Here is a 25,896-nt window from a genome sequence, read left to right on the forward strand (position 1 = left end):
GATCAGCCGTGCGCGGGAAGCGTGTGTTCTTCCTGCACGGCTCTGCGGCTCTGGGCGACGCCGAACAGCGCGACGAGCAGCACGGCGGTGAGCAGCATGTAACCGGCCGGGGGCCCCTGCGTGTCGACGATTCCCATCGAGAACACCAGCGTCGTGCGCAGCACCCGATCAAGCACCTGGTAGAACCCGCCGACGCGGCCCATTACGGCATTCGGCACCAGGTGCAGCAGCAGGGCGCTGCGGGCCACGCGGCAGCCCGCGTTGCCAAAACCGAGAAGCGCGCCCGCGAGCAGAAAGGCGAGGGGCACGCGCAGGGTGATGATCACGATGAGCCCGGCGAGGAACACGAGCATCGTGGCCGGTATCGTGTTGGCCGCACTGTGTCGCCCGATCAGTCGTGGCAGCATGAACCCGGCGAGGATGGAGCCGACGGCAAACGCGATCTCGCCTCCGGCGAAATAGGCCGCGCTGGCCTGCAGCGTCTGCGCAACGTAGATCGGAAAGAGATAGTTTCCCGCCATCACGATCACGAACGGAATGAGTGAGCAGGTGAAGAAGATCCCGAGACGCGGCCGATCGCGCAGCCAGCGCCAGCCTTCGGCGACCGCACCCCACACGGTGGGACGACGTGGCTCGGGCGCGCGAGGGGCGTCGGTCGCGGCCGCGACGGTTGCGTCTGGCTGCGTTCGGGTCAGGTGCGTCGCCTCGTAGGGAATCGTCGCCTGGATGAGAAAGCTGGTGAGATAGGTGGCCGCGTCGAAGAGCAGGATTACCCAGAGCGGCACGTGTTCCACCAGGATGCCGCCGAGACCGCCAGCGATCATCATCGCGGTCTGGCCCTGAATCTCCAGCAGCCCGGTCAGCGACTGGTATTGCGACCGGGCGAACAATTGCTGGATGAGGGCAAACTTCGCCGGGTAGTGGAGTGTATAATACAGCATGCCCGCGAAGTAGACGGTCATCAGCGACCAGGGCGCGAAGCCGCCCGACGCCAGGCCGACCACCGCCATGGTGGTGGTGGCGAAGCAGCCCCAGAGCTCGCTGGCGAGCAGCGCGGTCTTGCGCGAGTGGCGATCGACCCAGGCCCCGTAGTAGGGCGCTAGGATGAAGAGCGCGAGGGTGGTGCCGATCGTAGCCCAGCGGTAGGCCTCGCTGCCGCCCGGTTCATGCACGAGCAGCCATGGCACCGAAAAGATCGTCACCCCCGACCCGATCGAGCCCAGCGTGTTGGCGACGAGCAGTCGCCGCACGCGGGAATCGCGAAGAAGGTCTTTCATGGGTCGTCGGTGAGGAAAGGTGCCGCGGGCAAAAACGAAAGCGAAGACTGCGCCCACCCCGCATCACTGCCCGGCTGGAATCGTTCTGCACTGTGCGGGCGCGCGAAACGCCGGGCGCGGCTTGTTTTTCCGCCCGCGCCTGTTAGCGATGAGCAGAGTCGTCGTTGCATCGAAGTCCCCCGTTGTCATGTCGCCATTTCTCTCCGCCCCCAGCCGTGTTCCCCACGCCTCCTCGCCCCCGCGCCGTGGCGTCATTTCCCGGCAAGCGTTCCCGGATTTTCCCCGCGTCGCTTTTTATCCGCTGTGCTGGGCGCTGATGGCGCTGGCATGGTGGGCGACGCCGTCGGTCCACGCCCAACTCGGCGCGCGATCCACCGAGGAGTGGCTCAAGACACTCGACTCGGCCAAACGCGTCGCCGGCCTGAAAGTCGACGCGGCGGTGGCCGCGTTGCAGTTGAAACCAGGGAGCGTCGTCGCCGACATCGGCGCCGGTTCCGGCGTGTTCACCCTGCCGCTCGCGAAGGCAATCAGCGCGACGGGCAAGGTATACGCCGTCGATATCGAGCAGGGTCTGGTCGACCACATCGCGAAACTGGCGAAGGACGCGAAGGCGACGCAGGTAGTTCCCGTGCTCGGCAAGTTCACCGATCCGGCCCTGCCCGCGCGGGACGTCGATCTGGCGTTCATCTACGATGTGCTGCACCACATCGAGAATCGCGCGGAATACCTGAAGAACCTGGCGGTGTACCTCAAGCCCGCGGGCCGCATTGCCGTCATTGATTTCCATCCCGAGCTCGGGCCGCACAAGAATGCGCCCGCGCTGCAGATCACCCGCGATCAGACGAAGGCGTGGATGGCGGCCGCGGGTTTCAAGCCCGTCGCCGAGCACAAGCTGTACGAAGACAAGTGGTACGTGGAGTATGCGCGTTGACCCCGGGAGCGCAGGCGTCCCGCCTGCTGCACGAGTAAACGGGACCAGCGCCTCCGCTGCCCCCGGCGTGATCGCGCGGCTCGTCGCGTTGCTGGCGCCCGGTCGGGTGCTGACAGGTCCGGCGCATCTGGCCGCCTACGAGAGCGACGGGCTGACGGCGTTTCAGGCGCAACCGCTGGCGGTGGTTGTGCCGGAGACGCAGGACGAAGTCGTGGCGGTCGTGCGCTTTTGCCATGACGAAACGATTCCGTTCGTGGCCCGCGGCAGTGGGACGAGTTTGTCCGGCGGATCGGTGCCGGTCGCCGGCGGCATCGTGATCGCGCTGAGCAAGCTGAATCGTATTCTGAAGCTGGATGCGGCGCAGCGGATCGCGGTGGTCGAGCCGGGCGTGGTCAATCTCGCGGTGACCGCGGCCGCGCAGCCGTACGGCCTCCATTACGCGCCGGATCCGTCGAGCCAGTCGATCTGCACCATCGGCGGCAACGTGGCCTTCAACGCCGGCGGCGCGCATTGCCTGAAATATGGCATGACCTCGAATCACGTGCTCGGCGTGAAGGCCGTGCTCGCCACGGGCGAGGTGGTGGAATTCGGCGGCGCGAGTCGCGAATCCGTCGGGCCGGACTGGACGGGTTTGTTCGTCGGCCATGAAGGGTTGTTCGGCGTGGCGCTCGAAGTGACGCTGCAACTGCTCCCTAGGGCGGAGACGTTTCACACCGTGCTGGCGGGCTATCGCACGCTCGAGCAGGCGGGCGACGCCGTGGCGGCCGTGGTGGCGAGCGGATTGCTGCCGGGTGCGATCGAGATCATGGATGCACTCGCGCTGCAGGCGGCGTCGGCCGCGGTGCATGCGGACTACCCGCCGGGCTGCGAGGCGGTGTTGATCGTCGAGCTTGAAGGGCCGCGCGAAGTGGTCGCGTTGGATCGGGGCCGCCTGGACACGATGCTTGCAGCGAGCGGTCCGGTGGAAATGCGGCCGGCGCGCGATGCGGCGGAGCGGCTGGCGATCTGGAAGGGGCGCAAGAGCGCGTTCAGCGCAGTCGGGCGGCTCTCGCCTGATTTCATCGTGCAGGACGGCGTCGTGCCGCGGCGGCGGCTGGGCGAGGCGTTGCGCAAAATCAGTGCGTGGTCGAAGGAGTCGGGCATCCGGGTCGCGAATGTCTTTCATGCGGGCGACGGCAACCTGCATCCGCTGATTCTCTATGACGGCCGCGAGCCGGGCGCACTTGATCGCGCAGAGGTGCTGGCGGGAAAAATTCTCCGGATGTGCGTGGAAATGGGCGGCTCGATCACCGGCGAGCACGGCGTCGGCATGGAGAAACGCGAGTACCTGCCGGACATGTTCTCGCCCGACGAGATCGCGTGCCTGCATCGCCTGCGCGCCGCGTTCGATCCCCTCACGATCGCGAACCCGGGCAAGATGTTTCCGGCGGCCGATGCGCCGGCGCTGGTCCAGCGCGGACTGCATCCGCTCGAGAAGGCCGGAGTGATCTCACGTGAGTGAGGTTTTGGACAGAATGAACAGAATGGACAAAATCTGCGGGTGTTGGGCCGGCCTCATTCCGTCCATTTTGTTCATTCTGTCTAAATCAGCCCGTCTTCGAAATGACTGAAGCGATGCAGCCCACCAGCATTGACGAACTCGCTGACGCGGTGCGATCGGCACCGCGGGTGATGGCCGTGGGCGCGGGGACGAAGCCGCGGCTTTCCTTGGTCGGTCCGGAGTTCGCGCGGATTTCCACGGCGAAGTTGACCGGTATCATCGACTACGAGCCGAGTGAGTTCACGTTCACCGCACTGGCCGGGACGCCGCTGCGTGAAATCAAGGAGGTCTTGGGGCGCAGCGGACAATACCTGCCCTTCGATCCGGCGTGGGTGGAAGCAGGCGCGACGCTCGGCGGCACGGTTGCCGCGGGCGTGAGCGGGCCCGGACGTTTTCGATTTGGTGGCGTACGGGACTTCATCCTTGGCGTCCGTTTCGTGGACGGCGCGGGCCGCAGTCTGCGCCTCGGCGGCCGGGTGGTGAAAAACGCCGCCGGTTTCGACGTGCCGAAGTTTCTCGTCGGCAGCGCGGGGCGCTTCGCCGTGCTGGGAGAGATCACGTTCAAGGTCTTTCCGCGGGCGGTTGCGACGCGCACGCTGCGGCTGCCGGTACCCGATCTCGCGGCCGCCACGAAAATCCTGATCGAGACCGGCGGGGCGCGATGGGAAGTCGATGCACTGGAGCTCGCGCTCGACGAACCGGCGGTGATTGCGCGGCTCGCGGGTCCGCCGGTCGCGCTGGAAGCGTTGGCGCGGGAAATGTTGGCGCGCTGGCCCGGCACGGTGCTGCCTGAGACGGAGGCGGCGGAACGGTGGCGCGGGATCGGCGAATTCCAATGGGCACACGCCGGCGGGACACTCGTGAAGGTCGCGCTGACCCCGGCTCAAGTGGTCGAATTCGCCGCGCTGGTGCGAAGCAGCCCTGGGGCGCGCGGATGGGTGAGCTCGGGCGGCAACGCGGGCTACCTGTCGTTGCCGGCGGGAACCGCGCTGCCGGTGATCGCGTGGCCCGCTGTGACGCTTCGGGGCGAAGCGCCGCTGTGGCCGGGACCGCGCCGCGACTACGACGTGATGCGGCGCGTCAAGGCGGCGCTCGATCCCGACCAGCGCTTTCCGACTCTCGATGAGTGAGCAGGAAACCAGGAAACCCGGAATGAGCCGAGCTGCCCCGGTCGCATGTAGTGCCCGTCCGGTGACGCCGCCCGATCATGGCGGCGAGCACGGTCTCCTGGTTTCCTGGCTTCCTGCTTCCACCGGTTTGGCTGTCTGCGTTGGATTCAACGTTCACGTTTCAACCGCATCGCTCCGCTAAGTTTCATGCTCCACACGATCAAACCGCAGGAACACGGCCCGCTCGGTGAAACGATGGCGCAGGCCGTGCAGGCGTGCGTGCATTGTGGTTTCTGCCTCGCGGCGTGCCCGACGTACCACGAGCTCGGTCAGGAAATGGATACGCCGCGCGGGCGCATCGTGTTGATGAAGCAAGTGCTCGAAGGGACGCTCCCCGCCGCGGCTGCGCAGCCGCACATCGATCGGTGTCTGGGTTGCCTGGCGTGCGAACCGGCATGTCCGAGCGGCGTGCCGTATCGCGATTTGATCAGCCCCTATCGCGCGCAGGTGCAGTCGGGTTTGCCGCGTTCGTGGAGTGAGCGCCTGCGGCGCTGGCTCGCGGCGCAGACGATTCCGCATCCGGCGCGTTTCCGCCTGGCGCTGCGTGGCGCGAGTCTCGGCCGCGCGCTCGGTGCGCTGGTGCCGGCGAGCCTGCGACCGATGCTGGCGCTTGCACCGCGGCAGGTGCCGCCGGCGGTGACACTGCCCCGCGTGGCGCCGGCGCAGGGCGAGCGCCGCGGCCGCGTGGCGTTGCTGGCGGGCTGTGCGCAGCAGGTGCTCGAGCCCGACATCAACGTTGCGACCATTGCGGTGCTCACGCGCAACGGCATCGAGGTCGTCGTGCCGGAGGCGCAGGGTTGTTGCGGCGGGTTGGCCTGGCACACGGGCGATCTCGGCGCGGCACAGGCGATGGCGCGGCGGAATCTCGCGGCGTTTCCCGCCGACGTGGATGCGATTTTGACGAATGCCGCCGGCTGCGGCTCGGCGATGCACGAGTATCACTTGATCCTCAAGGGCACCGCTGACGAGGCGCGGGCCGAGGCCTTCCGGCACCGGGTGATGGACGTGAGCGTTTATCTGGCGCGGCTGGGCTTGCGCGAACCACCGCGCGGCTGGAGCACCGCGCGGCCGGTCGCGTATCATGATGCCTGTCACCTCGCGAACGCCCAGAACGTGCGCGGCGAGCCCCGCGGCCTGCTGCGCGGCATTCCGGGCGTCGAGGTCCGCGAGATCGCCAACGGCCACCTGTGCTGCGGCAGTGCCGGCACGTACAATCTGGATCAGCCCGCTCTCGCGGATTCGCTCGGGGCGCAGAAGGCACGGGCGGTCATGGCGACTGGGGCGGAGTGGGTGGCGACGGGCAACATCGGTTGCCTCACCCAGGTGCGTTCGCAGCTGGAAAAACTCGGATCGCCGGTCCGGGTGCGGCACACGATGCAGGTGTTGCGTGATGCCTATGAGGCGAAGCCTTGACCGCGCGATGCGTCCGACAACGTTCCTCCCATGCATTCCCGTTCGTTCGTAGTTTCTGCGTGGCTCGGTCTCGTGATGGCGGGCGGTGCGGTGCAGTCGCTCCGGGCTGAACCGGCGGTCATCTCGGCGCTCCGGGCGGACAAGGCTCGCATTGCGGCGATGGTGGCCGGCGATGGTTCGGCGCTGGCTGCGTTGATGTCGGATCAGCTGCGCTTCGTGCACTCCGACGGCCGCGTCGAATCGAAGGCCGACTACGTGAAGAACCTCATGGCGGGCGACACGCAGTATGCGGAAGCCAAAACCTCGCTGCTGGAGACCATGCAGGTCGATCCGGACGTCGTGGTTGTGCTCGGCCTGCAGGAAATGCGCAAACGTCTCGGCACCGAGTGGTCCGAGGTGAAGCTGCGTTATCTCGCCGTCTGGCGCAACGAGTCGGGCACCTGGCGGATGATTGCGTGGCAGTCCGCGCGGCCGGCGGGCAACAGCATCGTGCCGCCGAAGAAATAGGTTCGTCGCTTGTCCACGCTTCGGATCGTACGGGCGTGGGTTGTCCACGCCCGAGGCGCAGTCGAGCCGCGCCCCTACTGCGGTGACTGGAGCCGGGCGAGTTCGCGCTGCGCTTCTTGGAATGAAGGCTGGAGGCGCAACGCGGTTTCGAGCGCGGCGATGGCGTCCCGCGTTCGACCGGCGTCGGCGAGAAAACGCGCGTAATTAAAATAGGATACGGCGCTCGGACGAAGTCGCAGCGCCTCGGCGAAGGACGTCGCCGCGGCGTCCGTCCGCCCGGCGCGCGCGAGCGCCAGGCCGAGATGGTAGTGGGCGTCGGCGGAGTCAGGCCGCAGGCGCGTGGTGGTGGCGTACGCCGTGACGGCTTCGGGGAACCGGCCGAGCTGCAGCAGCGTGCGGCCCAGATTCTGGTGGGCGTTGGCGTGCGTGGGATCCAGCGCGATCGCGGTGCGGTAGTTTTGCAGCGCGCCCTCGACGTCGCCGAGTTCGAGCAGGGTGGCACCAAGGTTGTTGTAGCCGCTGGCGAACTTCGGATTGAGCTGCACCGCGCGGCGGAAGTGAGTGGCGGCGGTGGTGAACTCGCGGAGCGCGAAGTACGCGTTGCCGATGTTCTGCTCGGTGGCGACGGACGTGGGATCGAGTGCGAGCGCGCGGTGGAAGTGCGGCAGCGACCCGCGCGGGTTGCCCCGTTCGGAGAGGGCGAGCCCGAGGCTGGCGTGCGCGCGGGGATTGTCCGGCGCCTTCGCGATCGTGTCGCGCCAGAGCGTGACTTCATCCTGCAGCGTGCGATTCCGCGCGCTGGTCGCAACGCCGAAGGCCAGGGCGATTGCGCCGGCGGCCCACAGACCCCGGCGGCCCACGGCGCGGGTGAGCACGGCCACGGCCAGAACGATCACGGCGGCCAGCGGCAGGTAGAGCCGATGCTCGGCCATGGTTTGCGTGACCAACGGCACCACGCTCGAACTCGGTGCGAGAATCGCGAAGAACCAGAAGGCGCAGAAGCCCGCAACCGGCCGCCAGCGCAACGCGGCGAACGTGGCGCCAATGAGCGCGATGAGCAGGAGGCCCTGCGGCACGACCAGGGCGGGATCGGTGATGACGGATGTGCCGTAGTCGAGCACAAGCGGGTGGGGCCAGACAGCGAGCGCGAGGTACGTCACGATTGCCTCGCATTGCTTCAAGGCGTAGGACCACGCTGTGACGCCCAGCCCGAAACCCGCCGCGTCGGCGCGGCTGCCACCGATGCTCGCCAGCAACGCGGCCAGCACAAGCCACGTGGCGGCGAGGCCGAGATGCAGCCGGCGATGGCGAGTCCACGCCGCGCGAAAGGTCCCGGAGACAAACGTCCGATCGTAGAGGAGTACGAGCAGCGGTGCCGACACCATCACTTCCTTGCTCGCCATGCCGAGCGCGCACGCCGTGACGGCCAGCGCGGGCCAGTGGCGCGCGCCGGGTTCGGCGACGCTCCGCGTGAAACCATATAACGTGAGCAGATAAAACAGCCCGACGAGGAGTTCGGTCCGCTGAATGACGCAGGTCACCGACTCGGTCTGGATCGGATGCAGCGTCCAGAGCAGCGCCACGACGAAGCCGAGGGGCGTGGCGGCTTCACTCCACCGCGCGCGCAGGACGGGCTGCTGCAGCGTACGCCGGATGAGTCCGAAGAGCGTCAGGGCCGCGAGCGCGTGCAGCGTGACATTGAAAACATGATACCCGCGCGGTGCGGTGCCGCCGAGTGCGTGGTTGAACGCGAGCGAAAGGTTCACCACGGGCCGGCCCATGATCCCGCCGCCTTCCTGCGGCGGGGATAGCACGCGATCGAGTTGTCCCAGATGCCGGATGGTGGGGTTGAGCGTGATGGCGGCGTGATCGTCGAAGAAGAACGGCACCACCAGACTGCTCCAGTATGCGCTCCACGTGGATGCCACGAGCAGGACCGACGCCAGCACCGCGAGGCGGTGGTCGGGGCGTGAGCCGATGGCGGAAGCGCGCATGCGCCGATGAGACGGGCGGACGCGCGGAAGAAAAGGGAAAACCCGGCGCGCGAGCCGCGGTGCCCGGAGTTATTTAACCACGGGCACGACGCCCGGCCACCAATACGCCTGCGCCATGACGAGCAGGCCGACGAGGATCGCGAGGGCGATGCTGTGCCAGAAGACCGCGCGCAGAATCGTGCCGGCGGTGGGGCTCTCGGGGTGTCCGCCGGTGGCGACGCTCGCGACGACGATGCTCTGGGCGTCAATCATCTTGCCCATCACGCCGCCGGAACTGTTGGCCGCGCACATTAGAATCGGCGAGAACCCGAGCTGCTCGGCCGAGACTTTTTGCAGGTTGCCGAAGAGTACGTTCGACGACGTGTCACTGCCGGTGAGCGCCACGCCGAGCCAGCCAATGAGCGGGGAGAAGAACGGAAAGAGCCAGCCCGTGCCGGCCATGGCGAGGCCCATGGTGGTATCCGTGCCGCTGAACCGCGTCGTGAAACCGAGCGCCATCATGACTGAAATCGTGAGGAGCGAGATGCGCACGCGCATCAATGTCTGGCCGTAAATCGTCAGGGCGCGACGGAAACTGACGCCAAGGGCGAGCACCGAGGCGACGCCCGCGAGCAGCAGCGCGGTGCCGGTGGCGGACAGCAGGTTGAGGGTGAAGATGGCTTTCTCCGGCGTGGGCTTGGGCGCGACGGGCGGGACTTTTTCGATCGCGAGGTGCAGCCCCGGCACGGGAATCTCGGGCGCATAGATGCCGTTGAGCGTCTTCTTCACCACCGGCAGACCCCAGATGAAGACGAAGCCGGTGAGAAAAATCCACGGCAGCCAGGCTTTCCAGGCGGGACCGGAGGCGATCGGCCGCGCGCTCGTGGCGGCTGCAGCCGCCGGGTTGGTGGACTCCTCCTTCGGCTGCCAGAAACGCATCAACACCACGAGGGCGAGCATCGAGACCGCCGCGCTCACAATGTCGACGAGCCACGGACCGTGATAATTGCTGATGAGAAACTGCATCAGGCCGAACGTGCCGCCGGCGACCAGGCACGCGGGCCACACGGCGATCATGCCGCGCCAGCCCACTTGTGCCGCGACGAGCCAGAATGGAACGATCAACGAGAAGAACGGCAGCTGGCGTCCGACCATTGAACTGAGCGCGTGCAAATCGAGCCCGGTCAGCGGTGCCATCGTCGTGAGCGGAATGCCGAGCGAACCGAACGCGACTGGCGCGGTGTTGCCGATGAGGGCGAGTTTGGCGGCTTCGAGCGGTTTGAAACCGAGCCCGATCATCAGCGCGCCGCTGATCGCGACCGGGGCGCCGAAGCCCGCCGCGCCTTCAATGAAGGCGCCGAAGGAGAACGCGAGCAGCAGCGCCTGGATGCGGCGATCGCCCGAGATGCCCGCGATCTGTTTCTGCAGGATCGCGAACTGGCCGGTTTCCACGGAGAGCTGATAGATGAAAATCGCGTTGAGAATGAGCCAGCCGATCGGCAGCAGGCCGAACGCGGCGCCGTTGCCGGCGGCGGCGAAGGCGAGCTTGGCCGGCATGCCGTAGACGCCGATGGCGGTCGCGAGCGCGACGCCCAGGGCAATCATCGCCGCGATGTGCGCGCGCACGTGCCAGAAGGCGAGCAATCCCAGCAGGACGACGACAGGAATGGCGGCGATGAGGGCGGAGGTGCCAATGCCACCGATGGGAGCGTAGTTCTGGGACCAAGTCATGGGACGCGAAGGGAGTGGGGTGCACGCCGAAGGGGTGGGCGCGGCAAGCGGGGACGCTTCGGAGCGAGCCATGCCGCTGCAGGTGAGGCGAGTTTTTTTCCGCGGAATGACGACTGCGATCGATCTGCGGGAAACGTGTCACTTTGCGTGGTCCGTGTCACTCGCGGACGGACGACGCAGCGGGCTCCGGCTTAGAACCACTTCTTCCGCTTCAGGTAGATCACCATCAGAATCGTGGTGACGAACGTCGAGCCCAGCGCCCACGGGTAGCCGTGTTTCAACTCCGGCATGTTCTCGAAGTTCATGCCATACCAAGTGCCGATCACCATGATCGGAATCGTGACGGCCGTGATCGCGGTGAGGAACTTGATGCCCTCGTTCGCCTCGAAGGCCGCCTTGTTGAGGAAAATGTCGAACGCCATCATCAGGCGCTCGTGATAGCCCGCCGCAGTTTCCTCAAGCCGGGCGAGGTTGTCGCGCAGATCGCGAAAGTACGGCAGCAGCTTCGGGCGGATGAGTTTGCTGTCACCGCGCGAGAGCCGGTCGATGACATCGCGTTGCGGGCGGACAATCGTGCGGAGGCGCGTGAAGTCGCCGCGGACGTGCAGCAATTCACTCACCAGGGTCTTGTGTCCGGACGCCTTGGACAGCACCTGTTCCTCGATCTCCTCGAGCTCGGCGCGCAGTTCCTCGATGACCGGCACGTAGTTGTCCACCAGGAGATCGATCAGCGTGTGGGCGATGCGGTCGGGACCGCGCGGGCCCACGCCGACGCTTTTCACGAAGCGATCAATCAGCGCCGACACCGAGCGGAGCGGTGCGGTGTGGAACGTGACCAGATAGTCACGCCCGAGGAAGAGATCGAGCTCGGTGGTGTTGAACTTCTCCGTACGCGTGAAGTCGACCGCGTGCGTCACCATGAAGAGATAGTCTTCGTAGTCCTCGACCTTGGGCAGCGAGTTGGGTGCGACGCAGTCCTCGATCGCGAGCGGGTGAAACTGAAATACGCCCTCGAGGATGCTCTTGATTTCGTCGGGCGTCGGGTTGTCGAGGTCGACCCAGATCAGCAGGCCCTTGTCGGAGCGCACCAGACGCAACGCCTCGAGTTCGAGGTCCTGGCCGACCAGCTTGCCGTCGCTGAAGATGAACGAGCGGATCATTCGGGGCGCAGCGTGGCGGGAGGCTGCTTGAGTTGAAAGGTGAAAGGTGAAAGTTGAAAGCGGAGCCCCACGCAGCGGTTTGCTTCAGGGCGGTGCGATTGGCCGAGGTCTTTCAACTTTCACCTTTCACCCTTTCAACTGCCGGCGCCGTGGCGCGTCGGTTACAGCCCGAGCTTCGCCTCGGCGGCGGCGATGGCGCGGATGAAGGCCTCGGGCGTCTCGGCTTCGAGAAACGACGCACGATCCGTCGGATCCTTGAGGATCTTGCAGAGGGCGCTGACGACGGCGAGATAGTCGCCGGGCTTCGTCTTCGGCGTGCCCAGCACGAAAAACAACCGCACGCGTTCGCCGTCCGCATCGAAGGGAATGCCCGCGGGCGCGCGGCCGACGGCCATCACGATCTTGCGGACGTGCTCGGTGCGGGCGTGGGGCAGCGCGACGGAGTTGCCGAGGCACGTGGTGTCCAGGCGATCGCGGGCGAGCAGTTCGTCGTAGAAACCCGCGTAGTTGCCGACGTCAGGGTGCCCGTCCAGCTGGCGTGCGATCTCGTTGAGCGCCGCCGTGCGCTTGGTGCTCTGCACGTGAAGTGCAATGCGCGTAGGATCGAGAAGCGAAGTGATACGACCGGCCATGCAGGAAGGGACCAACAGACAGTAAAGCGCACTGCGGCTTGGCAAGGGTGGAGTTTACGCTCCGGTCCGCGGGGACGCTGCGCTGGCGCGTTGTGAAAGTGGGACCGGCACTGCACGCGCGGTGGGCCTGAATCGAAATGTCGACGCGCACCCGGACCAAATGCCGGGCGCCCAGCCCGCGGGCGGTTGAAATGAGGTATGCGCCGCATTCCCTCGGAGGGAATGCGACGTTGACGGTGAAACGGCTCAGACCGTCGGGGCTGCGCCCGCGTCGGGTACTTCGGCTCCGGCCGCCTGCTCTTCGTCCGTTTCGACGATGCGTGCGATGCTGAGGAGTTTGTCGCCGGGTTCGAGCGTCACGAGGCGGACGCCCTTGGCGCCGCGGCCGGTCTCGCGAATCCCGTTGACCGGGCAACGGATGCTCTGGCCCTTGGCGGTGAGCAGCATGACCTCGTCGTTCTCACCGACGCTGAGCGCGCCGGCGACGTTGACGGAGCCATCCTCCGGGAGATCGATCGCGATCACGCCGGTGCCGCCGCGGGAGGTGAGGCGGTAATCCTCGAACGGCGTGCGTTTGCCGACGCCGTCCTCGCGGGCGACGAGCAGCTTCGCGACGGAATCGCACACGGCGATCGTCTTGACGTAGTCGCCCTCGTACTTGAACCGCATGCCGGTGACGCCGACGGTGTCGCGGCCCTGATCGCGGAGATCCTCTTCCTTGAAGCGGACGGCCTGGCCCTTGTTGCTGATGAGGATGATTTCGTTCTCACCGTTGGTGAGCACGCAACCGACGAGGGTGTCGCCTTCCTCCAGCTTGATGCCGCGCAGCCCGCCTTCGCGGGTGGCGTTGGTGTAGTCGGCGAGGTTGGTCTTCTTCGTGACGCCGTTCTTCGTGGCCATCGCGATGTGCAGGGTGTTCACGAAATCCTTCACGCAGATCATCGCGGCGATCTTTTCGCCTTCGGCGAGGCGAAGGAACGACGAGACCGACTTGCCCTTGGAGGCACGCGTGCCCTCGGGGACGTCGTACACCTTCTTCACGTGGCACTGGCCGGTGCTCGTGAGGAAGAGGATGAAGTCGTGCGTCGAGGCGGTGAAGAGATGCTCGACGAAATCCTCGTCGTACGTCTCGGCGCCGATCACGCCCTTGCCGCCGCGTTTCTGCGAGCGGTAGTCGGCGACGCGGGTGCGTTTAATGAAGCCGAGGTGCGAGACGGTCATGACGCAGCCCTCGTTCGGGACGACGTCTTCCATCCGGAATTCGCCGGCGGCGCCGACGATCTCGGTGCGGCGCGGTGAGGTGTATTTCTCTTTCATCGCCATCAGCTCCTGCTTGATGAGTTCGAGGAGCTTCGTTTCGGAGGCGAGGATGCTACGGAGTTCATCGATGAGCTTCATCAGCTCGATGTACTCCGCCTCGATCTTGCCGCGCTCGAGTCCAGTGAGCTGGTAGAGCCGCAGCTCGAGAATGGCGTCAGTCTGGCGTTCCGACAGCGGGTACTTCGCCATCAAGCGCGTCTTGGCCTCTTCGCGATTGGCGGAGGCGCGGATGATTTTGACGAAGTCGTCGAGGTTATCGAGGGCGATGATGTAGCCCTCGAGGATGTGGGCTCGGTCCTCGGCCTCGCGCAGGCGGAACTTCGTGCGCCGGGTGACGACATCGCGGCGGTGCTCGATGTAGCACTCGATGAGTTCCTTGATGTTCATCTGCTTCGGCCGCTTCTTGTCGAGGGCGAGCAGGGTGACACCGAACGAGGATTCGAGCGCGGTCTTCTGGAAGAGCTGGTTGATGACCACCTTCGCCTGCTCGCCGCGTTTCAGTTCGACGACGATGCGCGTGTTTTCGTCGGACTCGTCGCGGAGATCGCGAATGCCGTCGATTTCCTTTTCGCCGACGAGTTCGGCGATGCGGGTGACGAGGGTGTTGCGGTTAACGTTGTACGGAATCTCCGTGATGACGATCTGCTCCATCCCGCCCTTCATCTCCTCGGTGTGGGCCTTGCCACGCGTGCGGACGATGCCCTTGCCGGTTTTCAGGTAGCTCAGGATGCCCTCGCGTCCGGAGATGATGCCGCCGGTGGGAAAATCCGGTCCCTGAATGATGTTGCAGAGGTCGTCGACGGAGATGCGCGGATTGTCGATGATCGCGCAGGTCGCCGTGATGATTTCGTCGAGATTGTGCGGCGGGATGTTCGTCGTCATGCCGACGGCGATCCCGGTCGAGCCGTTCATCAACAGATTCGGCAGTGCGGACGGCAGAACGGTCGGCTCGGTCGTCGACTCCTTGTAGTTCGGCACGAAGTCGACGGTGTCTTCCTCGATGTCCTTGAGCAGATCCTCGGCGATGTCGCGCAGGCGGGCCTCGGTGTAACGGTAGGCCGCGGGCGGATCGCCGTCCACGGAACCGAAGTTACCCTGCGGATCGATCAGCGGGTAACGCATCACCCACGGCTGCGCCATGCGGACGAGCGTGTCGTACACGGAGGAGTCGCCGTGCGGGTGGTAGTTTTTCAGCACCTCACCGACGACGCCGGCGCACTTGTCGAACGAGCGGTTGTGCAGCAGGCCTTCGCGCAGCATGGCGTAGAGCACGCGGCGCTGGACGGGCTTCAGGCCGTCGCGGGCATCGGGCAGCGCGCGCGAGATGATGACCGACATCGAGTACTCGATGTAGGCCGTCTGCATGATGTCGGTGATGTTGGCCGAGGTGAGTTTTTCGCTGGCGGTGTACACGTGAACGGAAAAAGGGATTTGCTGAGGCGAAAGGGAGAGGGAGAGCGAAGATTAATTCAGAAGCCAGGAAGCCGGGAGGCTGCGGTAGGATTCGAAGGCTCTGGTTCTTGGCTTTAGAATATTTCAGGTTCCAAACGAAAGAGATTTTACAGGAGATAACGGAGGAAACGGAGAGAAGGCGGTCGGAATTAATGCAAAAGCCAGAAAGCAATAAAATGGTTCGAAGATGCGGGTGCTCTGGCTCCTGGTTTTCTGGCTTTTGAATTGTTCCGTTGTCTCCGTTGCCTCCTGTAAGAATTCCCCTCCTTAAACATCCAGGAATTGGACGTTGAGGGCGTTGTCCTCGATGAACTGGCGGCGGGGCGGGACTTCGTCGCCCATGAGCAGCGTGAACAGCGCATCCGCCTTGGCGGCGTCCTCGATATTCACCTTCAGCAGGCGGCGCTTCTCCGGGTCCATGGTCGTTTCGAAGAGCTGCTTCGGATTCATTTCGCCGAGACCCTTGTAACGCTGGATGCTGAGACCCTTGCGGCCGTTGGCGCGGATTTGCGCGACGATTTCGAGCGGACCGTGCAGTTCCGTCTTGGCTTCGCTCTTCTGGCCAGGGTTCTCGGTGATGGAGAACTGGGCGGCTTCGGTCGCGCTGAAACGCGCGATGTCGAGGCCGGTCGCGGCGATCGCCTTGATCAGCTTCGCCATCTCGGTGCTCTCGAAGATTTCGTGGATCGTGATGCGCTTGGTCGAGAGCGGGCGCTTCTCGCCGTTGAACGGGGCGGTGCTGTTGGCGGCGTTTTCAGCCTGCTCGGTCAGATCGGCATTGAGGCCGTGCTTCTGGAGAAACTGGGCGCGGGCCGTCTCGTCGCGGAGGAACTCGTGGGCCTCCTTGTTGCCTTCGCGGATGCGGGCGACGTAGCGCGGCAGCGCGTGCGTGGCGGCATCGTGCGTGTCGAGGTATTCGGCCAGGCCCGCGCCGTAACGCGTCACGCCGGCACCGAGTTTCTCGATCGCGGCGAGATTCTCCACGATCTTGTCCACCTGCGCCGGAGCGAAGACGTGGCTGTCGGAGTGGCGGGTGAGCACGACGTCCTCGGAGCCGAGCTCGAGCAGGATGCGGTTCAGCTGCTCGTCGTTGTCGACGTACTGCTCGCGCTTCTTGCGCTTGATTTTGTAGAGCGGCGGCTGGGCGATGTAGATGTAGCCGCGCTCGATCAGGCCCTTCATCTGGCGATAGATGAACGTGAGCAACAGCGTGCGGATGTGGGAGCCGTCCACGTCGGCATCCGTCATGATGATGATCTTGTGGTAACGCGCCTTTGCGACGTTGAAGCCGCCGACCGACTCGTCGCCTTCGCCAATGCCCGTGCCGCAGGCGGTGATGAGGGTGCGGATTTCCTCGTTCGAGAGCACCTTGTCGAGGCGGGCCTTCTCGGTGTTGATGAGTTTTCCGCGCAGTGGCAGGATCGCTTGGAAGCGGCGATCGCGGCCTTGTTTGGCGGAGCCGCCGGCGGAGTCGCCCTCGACGATGTAGAGTTCGGTCAGCGCGGGATCGCGTTCAGAGCAGTCGGCGAGTTTGCCGGGCAGGCCGCCGCCGGACAGAGCGCCCTTGCGGACGGTTTCGCGGGCTTTGCGAGCGGCCTCGCGGGCGCGGGCGGCGTTGAGGCCCTTGTCGACGATGCGCTTGGCGACGGACGGATTGGCGTCGAAGTAAAACATCAGGCCCTCGTACGAGATGGAGCCGACGATGCTTTCGACCTCGGGGGAGAGCAGCTTGACCTTCGTCTGCGACTCGAACTTCGGATCGCTGTGCTTGATCGAGATGACGGCGGCGAGGCCCTCGCGGACGTCGTCACCGGTGATCTGCGGATCCTTGTCCTTGAGCAGATTGTTCGCCTTCGCGTGCTGATTGATCGCGCGGGTGAGGGCGCTGCGGAAACCCGACAGATGCGTGCCGCCGTCGGGATTGTGAATCGTGTTCGTGTAGCAGAGGACCTGATCGTTGTACGTGTCGTTGTACTGCAGGACGACCTCGGCGTGGACCTCGGCGTCCTTGTCGTCGAGTTTGACCGTGGACTCCTTCGCGATGCGGATCGGCTTCGGATGCAGCGGCGTCTTGCCGGTGTTGAGCTGCTTCACGAATTCCTCGACGCCGTCCTTGTAGTAATAACGTTCCGGCTTGGGCTCGGCGGGCCGCTCGTCGGTGAAGATGATCTCGAGGCCGGAGTTGAGGAAGGCGAGTTCCCGCAACCGCTGGCTGATGCGGCCGGACTGGAACACCGTCGTCTCGCGGAAAATTTCGGCGTCGGGCTTGAAGGTGATGAGTGTGCCCGTGCCGCGGGCCTTGCCGATGACCTCGAGTTTCTTCGTGGTCTTGCCGCGCTCGAACTTCATGTGGTGCACCTGGCTGTTGCGGGACACCTCGACCTCGAACCATTCGGAGACGGCGTTCACGCATTTGGCGCCGACGCCGTGCGTGCCGCCGGAGAATTTGTAACCGCCCTGGCCATACTTGCCGCCGGAGTGCAACGTGGTGAGCACCATCTCGACGCCCGGAATCTTGTAGATCGGGTGGATGTCGACCGGGATGCCGCGACCGTTGTCGCGAATGCTGATCGAGCCGTCGACGTGGATGGCGACCTCGATGCGCGTGCAATGTCCGGCCAGATGCTCGTCGACGGAATTGTCCAGCACCTCGGAGACGCAATGGTGCAGCGCGCGTTCATCGGTGCCACCGATGTACATGCCGGGCTTCTTGCGCACGGCTTCGAGGCCCTCGAGCTTGCCAAGTTGGGAGGAGTCGTAGGTACCCGAGATGGCTGGATTCTTCTGCGGTTCGAGGGAGTCGGGAGTGTCGGACATGAAGAGGGTTCGGGAGGGATTGGCGGGCCGAAAATGAAAGGCAAAAATTCTCGCAGAACGGCCGGACTGGCGAGGGTTTTTTTGAGAAAAAACCAGCGCAACAGGCCCGCTTTTTTGGCGATTATGGGCTTGCGGTCGCAGGGGGTGGTGGGGACCCCGGGGTAGCGCGAGATGGCGGGCGCGAATTGCGGCGCGGACCGGGGCGAAAAGGGCGGTTTTTGTCGGCGGGGTGCCCGCACCGCGCGGACGGGGAGCAGCGGGTCCGAGGGTCTCGCGGGCTGATTGCAACCCGCCCACGCGGAGCCGGCAGGCCAACGGCCGAGACTTTCATTTGACCGTCGACGGGCCGGCGGCAGAGTGGTCAACGCATGCCGAACCCGGTGATTCAAGCCCTGTTGATCCTGCAAGACCGCGATCTCAAGCGACTCGGCGTGGAAGGGCAGCTGAAGACAGTGCCGGGCGACATTGCCCGCGTGGAGCAGAAAATTGCGGCCGAGAAAGCGGCGATTGACACCGCCCGCACGGAGATGCGCGAACTCGAGGCGAAGAAGAAGGTGCTAGAGACGGAGATCGGCTCCGCCCAGGACAAGCTCGCGCGCTACCGGACCCAGCAGCTGTCCGTGCGCAAGAACGACGAATATCAGGCGCTCGGCCACGAAATCGCCACGACTCAGGCGCAGATTGGCGAGCTCGAGGGCAAGGAGCTCGAGATCATGTACGCGATCGACGAGGCGAAAAAGAAGTTCGTCGCGGCCGAGGCCGAGTTGAAGGCCAACATCTCCGGCCACGAGACGCGCATCAAGACGCTGCGCGATCGCGAGACGAGCCTGACCGCGGAATTGAAAACCGCCCAGGCCGACACGGCCGCGGCTCGCGCGCCGGTGGCAGAAGTTCGCCTCCGCGTGTACGATCGCATCGCAGCCCGCAACATGCCGGCGGTCGTGGCGATTCACGCCGCCAAGTGCGGCGGTTGCCATCTGAAGGTTTCGAGCGAAGTCGAATCCGCCTCGCGCAGCAAAACGCTCGAGCCAGCCTCGCCCCTGCCGACCTGCGATCAGTGCGGGCGGATTGTGTACTGGGATCATTGATCCGGGGCGGGGGGATTGCAGTGGGACCGTTGATTGCGCCGGGACCGCGACCGCCCCCGGTCGCACGTCATCCGTTGCCTTTGACCGTTCGATTGCGACCGGGGGCGGTCGCGGTCCCAGTCAGTCACATCTCTCTCTCGTGCGGATTCCGTCCCCCCCGTGATGCCGTCTTGCTTTGCGCGCAGATCGCGGCACGGTTCGGCCCCTGGCTTTGGGGCCTGGTCGTCGCTCCGAGTTCTTTGATCCCAAGGCGCGGGTAATGCCGCGCCCGTTTTAGAAAGTTCGGAGAGGAAAGTCCGGACACCACAGGGCAGGATGCCGCGCAAGCTTCACCGCAAGCGCGGGCAGCGCGTCTCAAAGCGCGTTGACGGACAGTGTCACAGAAACGCAGACCGCCTGTTTGGATCTCAGATCTCAGATCTGAGATTTCAGACGGGTAAGGATGAAAAGGTGGGGTAAGAGCCCACCGCGTCAGCGGCAACGCTGGCGGCATGACAAACCCCTTCCGGTGCAAGGCAAAATAGGTGGTTGGACGGCCCGTCCCATAACCACGGGTATGCCGCGCTTTCCCGCGCTCCTTCGGGAGCAACGGAAGGCGGGCTGGCGCAAGTCGGCCCGAGAAAAATGGCGACCGAACCCCGACTTGTCGGGGGGAACAGAATCCGGCTTACCGGCCCCAAAGCCAACTCTGCCGGGGATCGTCGGACAGGAGACAGGAGACGGGGGACAGAAGACCGGGGACAGGCGACAGGGGATTGGGCGTGCGATTCGGTTCGCGTTGGGACCGGTGACGGCACGAATGTCCTGCCACCCCGTTTCCCATGCTTTATCCCACTCGATGGATGGTCGCGGCCTTGCTGCCGCTCGCAGGTCTTCACGCGCAAGCCCCGCAGCCGGGCGGTGCGCCCAGCGTCGCCGCGCGCGAAGCCGCTTTTCTGGCCGAGGCGTTTCGCGGCATCACGACCAATGGCACGGTGCAGCCGGGACTGTTCCCGGTGCGCGCGACAGGTGTCTCCACGGATCCAGTACGCCAGGCTGCGGTGGCCTTTCTCGCCGCGCTCACGCCGGATCAACGCGCGCGGACGACGTTTCCCGTGAATGATCCCGAGTGGCGGAAATGGATGAACATCCATCGCTACACCCGCCAGGGCGTGAATTTCGACGAGATGACGCCCGCGCAACGCACGGTCGCCTTCGGTCTCCTGCAGGCGTCGCTCAGTGCGAAGGGCCTCAAGCTGTCGCAGGACATCATGAAGCTGAACCACACGCTCGCTGAACTGAACAAAAACAACTTCACGGAGTACGGCGAGTGGCTCTACCACATCACCATCATGGGCGAGCCTTCGGCCGACAAGCCGTGGGGCTGGCAGATCGACGGACACCATCTGATCATCAACTACTTCGTCCTGCGCGATCAGGTCGTGATGTCGCCGGTCTTCGTCGGCTCCGAGCCGGTCGTCGCTCCGTCGGGCAAATACAAGGGCGTCACGATTCTTCAGGACGAGCAGAACCGCGGACTCGCGCTGCTGCGCTCGCTCTCCGACACCCAGCGCGCTCGCGCTGTGCTCGAAGTGTCGAAGACCGGAAACAACAATCTCACCGAGGCGTTCAAGGACAATGTGGTGCTCGATTACGCGGGCCTGCCCGGCAAGGAGCTGAATGCCGCGCAGAAAGCGGATCTGCTCCGGCTGATCGAACTCTTCGTCGGCAACATGGATGCCGGTCACGCGAAGGTGAAGCTGGACGAGGTGCGCGCGCACCTGGATCGGACGCACTTCGCGTGGATTGGCGGCCACGCCGATGACAGCGTATTCTATTACCGGATTCATAGCCCGGTGATCCTGATCGAGTTTGATCATCAGCGCCCGGCCAACCTGCGGCACTTTGCCGCCAATCCACAGCTGCCGAATCGCGAGCACATCCACGCCGTCGTGCGCACGCCCAACGGCAATGACTACGGGAAGGACCTCCTCCGCCAGCACTACGAGCAGGCGAAGCACTGAGGCAGCCTCGCATTATATACAAGGGGAGGGTTGAGAGTGCGGCTCAGAGTGACTGAGGATTAACATGCCATTGGGTGGGCTTTAAGCAATTTTTCTCATGCCCGTCTTCCTTGGGTAAACCGCAGTCGGGAAACTGACGCGAATGAGCGGGCCGGATGTTCCGGCCCCGAATCTTGGCGACCTCTGACGAAGAAATCATTGGGTATCATTTTGTTAAAATTGCCGAATCGATGTCGGAAATACTTACGCAAAACGGCGGTAGTTCTACTGAGCGTTTGGAGTGGGTAGGTTTTTAATCGGCGTAAGCGACTTTTTGATAGATTCTTACGTCTTCCACCTGCGTCGGTTTTTTTGGGGGAACGCCGTAAGCTTGGAGAACTCGCTCCACTCCAATGAAAAAATCAATAAGCTGGTTTCACAGATTTGTCATCCTCGCCGCAGTCGTCGGCGTTTTCCATCGGGCACATGCGGTCTCCACGACCTTCTGGGCCATCAACCAGTTTACGACGATCCAGTCGCTAAACGGCGATACCGGGGCTGTCTTAAGTTCGATTCCCGTGCCGGTGGGATCGGGTAGCGCCGCTTCGATCGCTGTTATTGGAACGACGGGCTATTACACTCTATTGGGAGACACTAGAGTTTATAAAATAGATATGACAACCGGCGCATCTCTGGGCGTTGCGTTTACGACTTCGATTGCACAGAGCATGAACTCGATCGCAGTGACGGCTGACAATCATCTCTGGTTCGCTCACGGCGGCAGCGGAGCAGGCAATGTGCTCCAGGAATATGATACCGCCGGTACATTGTTGAGTTCGCACCTCTTTCCCACTTCGGCCTCGTCGTACCGCGATGGTCTAGTGGTTTTCAATGGCCTTGTAGTTGCGAATCGGGGTGACCAAATCGGGCCCTACGATATGTATTCGATTCCCGCCGGGAATGGTCCTTTGGCCTACGTGGCACCGGCTCCCGGAACCCCCTTTATTACGGCCTTAGGTGGCAACAACGGAATCGCCTTTAATGGCGTCAATTTCTACATTTCGAACGAACAGACCCACATTGTTACCAAATACGATTTGAACGGAGTTTTCGTGAGCCAAGCCAATCTTCCGGCAAATTCGCGCTACGAAAACTGGACCTTTGCAGCCCAAGACTTAGGAGGCGTTATTCAGCAGCCTAACCAGGGCAACGTTCCCGATGGCGGATCAAGTCTCGGGTTCTTTGGCTTCAGTCTAATGGCCTTGGCGTTTACGGGACGGCGTCGGTCGGCCTCATAATTGCGAGTCAGAATTCGCTTTTGCTGCCTTTAACGCCGACGGAAGAACAACACAGCCTTGGGGCTGTGTTTTCTTCGGTCGGCGTTTTTTCGTTGTGGTGATCGTTCTTAAGAGTTCGGCAACGTGATTAGTGCGGCAGCGCCTCGATCGTCGTCTTCAGCGCGTTGTACTGCGAGGCGGTGAGTTCGCGGAAGCGCACGCGGCGCGCATTGAGCAGCACGGGCTCAAGCGGCAGATCGTGGTTCACGTTGCGCAGCGACTGATGCAGACCCCAGAAGCGGCCGGCGGCAGTATACGGTCGCAGCGTCCACGGTTCCATGGCGACGCGACTTTCGAACATGGCGACCATTGAGCCGCGGATGTAGAGCCCCGTGCCGTTCCAGTGTTCGGAGAGGCGCGGGAAGTTGTGGACGCCGCCGCTGCTCTGATTGTTGGCACCGGAGCTCGGGGCGCCGTCGGTCAGGCCGGTCGGATTGTGATTCGTGGGCACGATGCCCATCAGCATCGCGGTGGAGATTTCCGTGCTGGAGGGTGGCAGCTTGTAGGTCGTGGCCGTGCCGCTGCCGGCGACCGTGTTGCCCATGAAGGGCATTGCGGCGGGGACGAACGACGTGTTCACGCCGTCGCGGCGATTGGTCGATCCGTCGGGATCCGTGGTGGACCAGCTGGTGGTATAGGCCGCGGCGTTGTCCTTGCGGTGCGCGCTCAGCGAATCCGACCAGCCGCCGGTTTGCTGGTACGACGTATTGAAGGTCGGCTGGGAGAGGATCGTGATGGCGTCGGCCATGACCGAGGTCAGGCGTTCGGATGTCGCCTCGGGATAGCGGGCGCTGTAACCGCCGGGATTGGCGGTGTCGGTCGAGGTCGAGTTGATCGTGCCGTCGGCGTTGAAATGCCCGACGAGATAGGCGGCGTCGTTGGTGGCGAAACTGAAGCCGGTGCGGCCCGGGTACGTCGTACCGTCGAGGGAGATCACGGAACCGCGGCCATTCCAGAGCCGCACGCCGGAGTCGATGCGATTGGGCGCGCCGGAAGTCTGGGCGCGCACCTCCGCATCGACGGAGTGAACGTAGACAGTGATGCCGTCGAACCAGGGGGACGCGGAGGCAGTATTGATCAGGTCAGTGGCGGCGACGGCGAAACTGCTGGGATTGCTCTTGATCAGGGCGTCGTTGGGGTCCGCCGGCGCGAAGTACATCTTGAAGGGATCGGCGCCGCCTTGTTTGCCGATGGTGATCCAGCGGCCTTCCTGGGCCGGCGCGGCGATGGCGGCGATGCTGCTTTGCTTCGCGAGACTGAACACCTTTGTCGTGGTCGTGACACCCTTCGTGGCGGTGATCGTAACGGTGCCGGTATTGGCGCTCAGGGCGGAAACGGTGTAGCGATTCGCGTTGGGGCCGGAGCCGAACGCGCCGGTGACGCTGCTTACGGCGGCGGTGTACGTCCAGTTGGCGGTGTCGTCGATGCCGCCGACATAGACGCGCATCTCGGTGATCGCATCGGTGTAAATCGGAGTCGTGCCGGTCGAACTCGTGGGGACGACATGGTAGTCGTTCGTCAGCGCACTCGTCACCGTCGTGGTGGTGTCCGAGACGATCGGAATGATCTCCTCGTCGCAGAGGCGCGCGGCAGTGGGCGCAGCGCCGGCCAGGTACAGGCGCACGCGCAAATGGGTTTTTCCTGAAGAGGGCGTGTAGACGAAAGAGCTCTCATCGGTGGAGGACGTATACCGGTCGGTGTAGGTGCTGCCGTCGGTGCTGTCGGCCACGATGAAACGCGCGGCGTACGCGGCGCTGGCGGCATTGACGGAGCGGCTGACTCCGCCGATCTGGATCTCGGTGGGCGCGTAGACGGCGGCTTGGGTGAGATTGATCGCATGCAGCGGGGCCACGGCCGGAAACGTGTCGAAGGCCGCGCCGATGCCGAGACCGTGGGCGGCGGCGGTGGCGGAGGCGTTGAAGATGAAATTGCCCCAGGTGGTGGCGTCGGTCGGCCGCGCGGAATAGTAGACAGTGCTCGTGGACGCGCTGTTGATCGTGCGCTCCACTGCCATCTTGAATCGCGTGAGATCGAAATCGACCTTCACGATCGGGCGGGGCGCGTAAGGATAGGTCGCGCGTTCGAACGGTGCGCCGCCCCGATTGTTGTTGGCGCGGCGGAGATCCCAGAAAAAGGCGTCGGCGAAACTGGCCATGGTGGGTGCCGCTGAGCCGGCGGCATAGCCCGTGTCGACCTGGTCCACGCCGCCGCCCTGAATCATCCGCAGCACCTGATTGTGGCGCACGGCGGTGTCGGCCCGGTAGGCGTTGGGCAGGTTGTTGATGTTGGCGTTGAGCGCGCCATAGCTCGGCTGGCCCGGCAGGATGACTTCGGACAGCGTATGGGTCAGGTCGGCGTTCACCTTGTTCAGCCAGCAGCGGTACGAGCGGGCGCGCATCGATACGGTCGTCGCGTTTGGTAACACGCCGGTGCGCACCTCGTCGTCAGGATTGACGATGATGTAGAGACCGGCGCGGCGGGCGAATTTGGTCTCCTTCAACTGGGCGGTGTCGGTGGCGGCCGCAGGTTCGATGATTTGACGGCCGTTGTCGCGATCATCGCCGGCGGTGTCGGGATCGTTCGTCTCCTTGTAGTTCGAGACGCCGGGCAGCACGAGCGGGGTGACGCCGTGCACGCTGGTGCGGAAGTTCACGCCGTAGGTCGACGAGGCGAAGGTTTTAAAGTTGGCGAGGCTCGAGGTACTGACAGCACTGTTGCCGTACTTGTGATCGCGCCAGAGAGCACCCGACCGGATATCGGTGACGGTGCCTGCGGTATTCTGTAGGCGCAGCGGCCCTGTGCCGCCGGGACCGGTGTCCGCGGTCCCGTTTTCATTGTAGAGGGGGCCCTTGTAGCCGGTGTCGGCGAAGAAACCGCCGGCCGCGCTCACGCGATCGGTGAACTGCAGGATGCTCGTGCTGTTGCCGGTCTGGTTGCGGGCGATCAGATTGCCGTTGGTGTGGATCGGACCGGAGATGATCATGTCGGCGCCGGGTCCGAATTCCATGTCCATGTTATAGAACACGGCGAACTGGAAGAGCGGCACCATGTCGGCCTCGAGGTCGTACTCGGTGTACGCGGCGATTGAACCGATCGACGGATGTGTGGCCGTGGCCTTCGCGATGATCGGAATCGTGCTGGTGTTCACCTGCAGGCCGGCGTTGGCGTTGTTGGGATTCGTGGCCGGATCGATGAACGTGTAACCGGTCGAGCCGGTCAGGCCGGCGCGGACCTCCATGCCGACGCTGTTCGACGTGAAGAGCGAATCGAGGACGCTGTTCGGCGGCAGATACGTCTGGTTTACGCCCGTCATGTAGGCGATCGGAGTGAAGCTGCGCAGCCGGTAGAGCTTGGTCGTGATCTGCTCCGCGGCGTAGGCGGAGATGTTTTCCGACATGTTCCGCGCGCGCAGCATCAGGCGGTGGCGTTCGTTCGAGCGGCGTTCACCGGTGCTGTAGATCAGCATGCTCGCGGTGAGGAGGGCCATGATTCCAATCAGGAACACGACCGTGATGAGCGCGGATCCGCGCCGGGTGGACCGCGTGAGTGGGAGAGCGTTCATGATGT

16 protein-coding genes and 1 other RNA gene are annotated in these 25,896 nt (G+C 64.3%); 9 read left to right on the forward strand and 8 right to left on the reverse strand.

What is annotated here, in order from left to right; all coding sequences use genetic code 11:
- Positions 1-2: 2 nt before the first annotated feature.
- Positions 3-1,277 (reverse strand): MFS transporter, encoded by a 1,275-nt coding sequence (locus ACLJEU_RS05575; RefSeq protein WP_414660553.1) that lies wholly within the window; start codon positions 1,275-1,277, stop codon positions 3-5.
- 187 nt (positions 1,278-1,464) lie between these two features.
- Between ACLJEU_RS05575 and ACLJEU_RS05580 the strand changes: the two genes are divergently transcribed.
- From ACLJEU_RS05580 to ACLJEU_RS05600, 5 genes are all read left to right on the forward strand, one after another.
- On the forward strand, positions 1,465-2,208 hold the full coding sequence (locus tag ACLJEU_RS05580; protein WP_414660552.1) for a class I SAM-dependent methyltransferase: 744 nt from the start codon (positions 1,465-1,467) through the stop codon (positions 2,206-2,208).
- The gene (locus ACLJEU_RS05585; RefSeq protein ID WP_414660551.1) at positions 2,198-3,709 is read left to right on the forward strand and encodes an FAD-linked oxidase C-terminal domain-containing protein; all 1,512 of its coding nucleotides are present in this window, start codon (positions 2,198-2,200) and stop codon (positions 3,707-3,709) included. The genes ACLJEU_RS05580 and ACLJEU_RS05585 overlap by 11 nt, the downstream gene beginning before the upstream one ends.
- A 101-nt stretch (positions 3,710-3,810) precedes the next feature.
- Positions 3,811-4,878: an FAD-binding protein gene (locus ACLJEU_RS05590; RefSeq protein ID WP_414660550.1), complete on the forward strand. Its 1,068-nt coding sequence runs from the start codon at positions 3,811-3,813 to the stop codon at positions 4,876-4,878.
- Between the two features lie 186 nt (positions 4,879-5,064).
- Positions 5,065-6,330, forward strand: a complete 1,266-nt coding sequence (glcF, locus tag ACLJEU_RS05595; protein ID WP_414660549.1) for a glycolate oxidase subunit GlcF — start codon at positions 5,065-5,067, stop codon at positions 6,328-6,330.
- Between the two features lie 30 nt (positions 6,331-6,360).
- On the forward strand, positions 6,361-6,837 hold the full coding sequence (locus ACLJEU_RS05600; protein WP_414660548.1) for a nuclear transport factor 2 family protein: 477 nt from the start codon (positions 6,361-6,363) through the stop codon (positions 6,835-6,837).
- Between the two features lie 74 nt (positions 6,838-6,911).
- Here the strand turns inward: ACLJEU_RS05600 and ACLJEU_RS05605 are convergent, their stop codons facing one another.
- The 6 genes from ACLJEU_RS05605 to gyrB all read right to left on the reverse strand — a co-directional run bounded on the left by ACLJEU_RS05605 (position 6,912) and on the right by gyrB (position 17,922).
- The gene (locus ACLJEU_RS05605) at positions 6,912-8,831 is read right to left on the reverse strand and encodes a tetratricopeptide repeat protein (protein WP_414660547.1); all 1,920 of its coding nucleotides are present in this window, start codon (positions 8,829-8,831) and stop codon (positions 6,912-6,914) included.
- A gap of 69 nt (positions 8,832-8,900) precedes the next feature.
- A complete protein-coding gene (locus tag ACLJEU_RS05610) occupies positions 8,901-10,541 on the reverse strand; it encodes an L-lactate permease (protein WP_414660546.1) in 1,641 nt (546 codons plus the stop codon).
- A 191-nt stretch (positions 10,542-10,732) separates the two neighbouring features.
- Positions 10,733-11,701 (reverse strand): magnesium/cobalt transporter CorA, encoded by a 969-nt coding sequence (corA, locus tag ACLJEU_RS05615; RefSeq protein ID WP_414660545.1) that lies wholly within the window; start codon positions 11,699-11,701, stop codon positions 10,733-10,735.
- A 161-nt stretch (positions 11,702-11,862) separates the two neighbouring features.
- Positions 11,863-12,333, reverse strand: a complete 471-nt coding sequence (locus ACLJEU_RS05620; protein ID WP_414660544.1) for a PTS sugar transporter subunit IIA — start codon at positions 12,331-12,333, stop codon at positions 11,863-11,865.
- A gap of 246 nt (positions 12,334-12,579) precedes the next feature.
- On the reverse strand, positions 12,580-15,066 hold the full coding sequence (gene gyrA / locus ACLJEU_RS05625; RefSeq protein ID WP_414660543.1) for a DNA gyrase subunit A: 2,487 nt from the start codon (positions 15,064-15,066) through the stop codon (positions 12,580-12,582).
- A gap of 306 nt (positions 15,067-15,372) precedes the next feature.
- Positions 15,373-17,922: a DNA topoisomerase (ATP-hydrolyzing) subunit B gene (gene gyrB, locus ACLJEU_RS05630; protein WP_414660542.1), complete on the reverse strand. Its 2,550-nt coding sequence runs from the start codon at positions 17,920-17,922 to the stop codon at positions 15,373-15,375.
- A 368-nt stretch (positions 17,923-18,290) separates the two neighbouring features.
- Here gyrB and ACLJEU_RS05635 point away from each other — a divergent pair, with 368 nt between their 5' ends.
- The 4 genes from ACLJEU_RS05635 (at position 18,291) to ACLJEU_RS05650 (ending at position 22,290) form a co-directional block, all read left to right on the forward strand.
- On the forward strand, positions 18,291-19,010 hold the full coding sequence (locus ACLJEU_RS05635) for a zinc ribbon domain-containing protein (RefSeq protein ID WP_414660541.1): 720 nt from the start codon (positions 18,291-18,293) through the stop codon (positions 19,008-19,010).
- A gap of 254 nt (positions 19,011-19,264) precedes the next feature.
- Positions 19,265-19,692: RNase P RNA component class A (gene rnpB / locus ACLJEU_RS05640), an RNA gene on the forward strand.
- A gap of 139 nt (positions 19,693-19,831) precedes the next feature.
- On the forward strand, positions 19,832-21,013 hold the full coding sequence (locus ACLJEU_RS05645; protein WP_414660540.1) for a DUF3500 domain-containing protein: 1,182 nt from the start codon (positions 19,832-19,834) through the stop codon (positions 21,011-21,013).
- A 392-nt stretch (positions 21,014-21,405) separates the two neighbouring features.
- Positions 21,406-22,290 (forward strand): NHL repeat-containing protein, encoded by an 885-nt coding sequence (locus tag ACLJEU_RS05650; protein WP_414660539.1) that lies wholly within the window; start codon positions 21,406-21,408, stop codon positions 22,288-22,290.
- 127 nt (positions 22,291-22,417) lie between these two features.
- Here ACLJEU_RS05650 and ACLJEU_RS05655 read toward each other — a convergent pair whose 3' ends face one another.
- The gene (locus tag ACLJEU_RS05655; RefSeq protein WP_414660538.1) at positions 22,418-25,891 is read right to left on the reverse strand and encodes a hypothetical protein; all 3,474 of its coding nucleotides are present in this window, start codon (positions 25,889-25,891) and stop codon (positions 22,418-22,420) included.
- Positions 25,892-25,896 lie beyond the last annotated feature (5 nt).

This window comes from Terrisphaera buseokensis, from assembly GCF_047521145.2.
In the GTDB taxonomy this organism is placed as follows: domain Bacteria; phylum Verrucomicrobiota; class Verrucomicrobiia; order Opitutales; family Opitutaceae; genus ER46.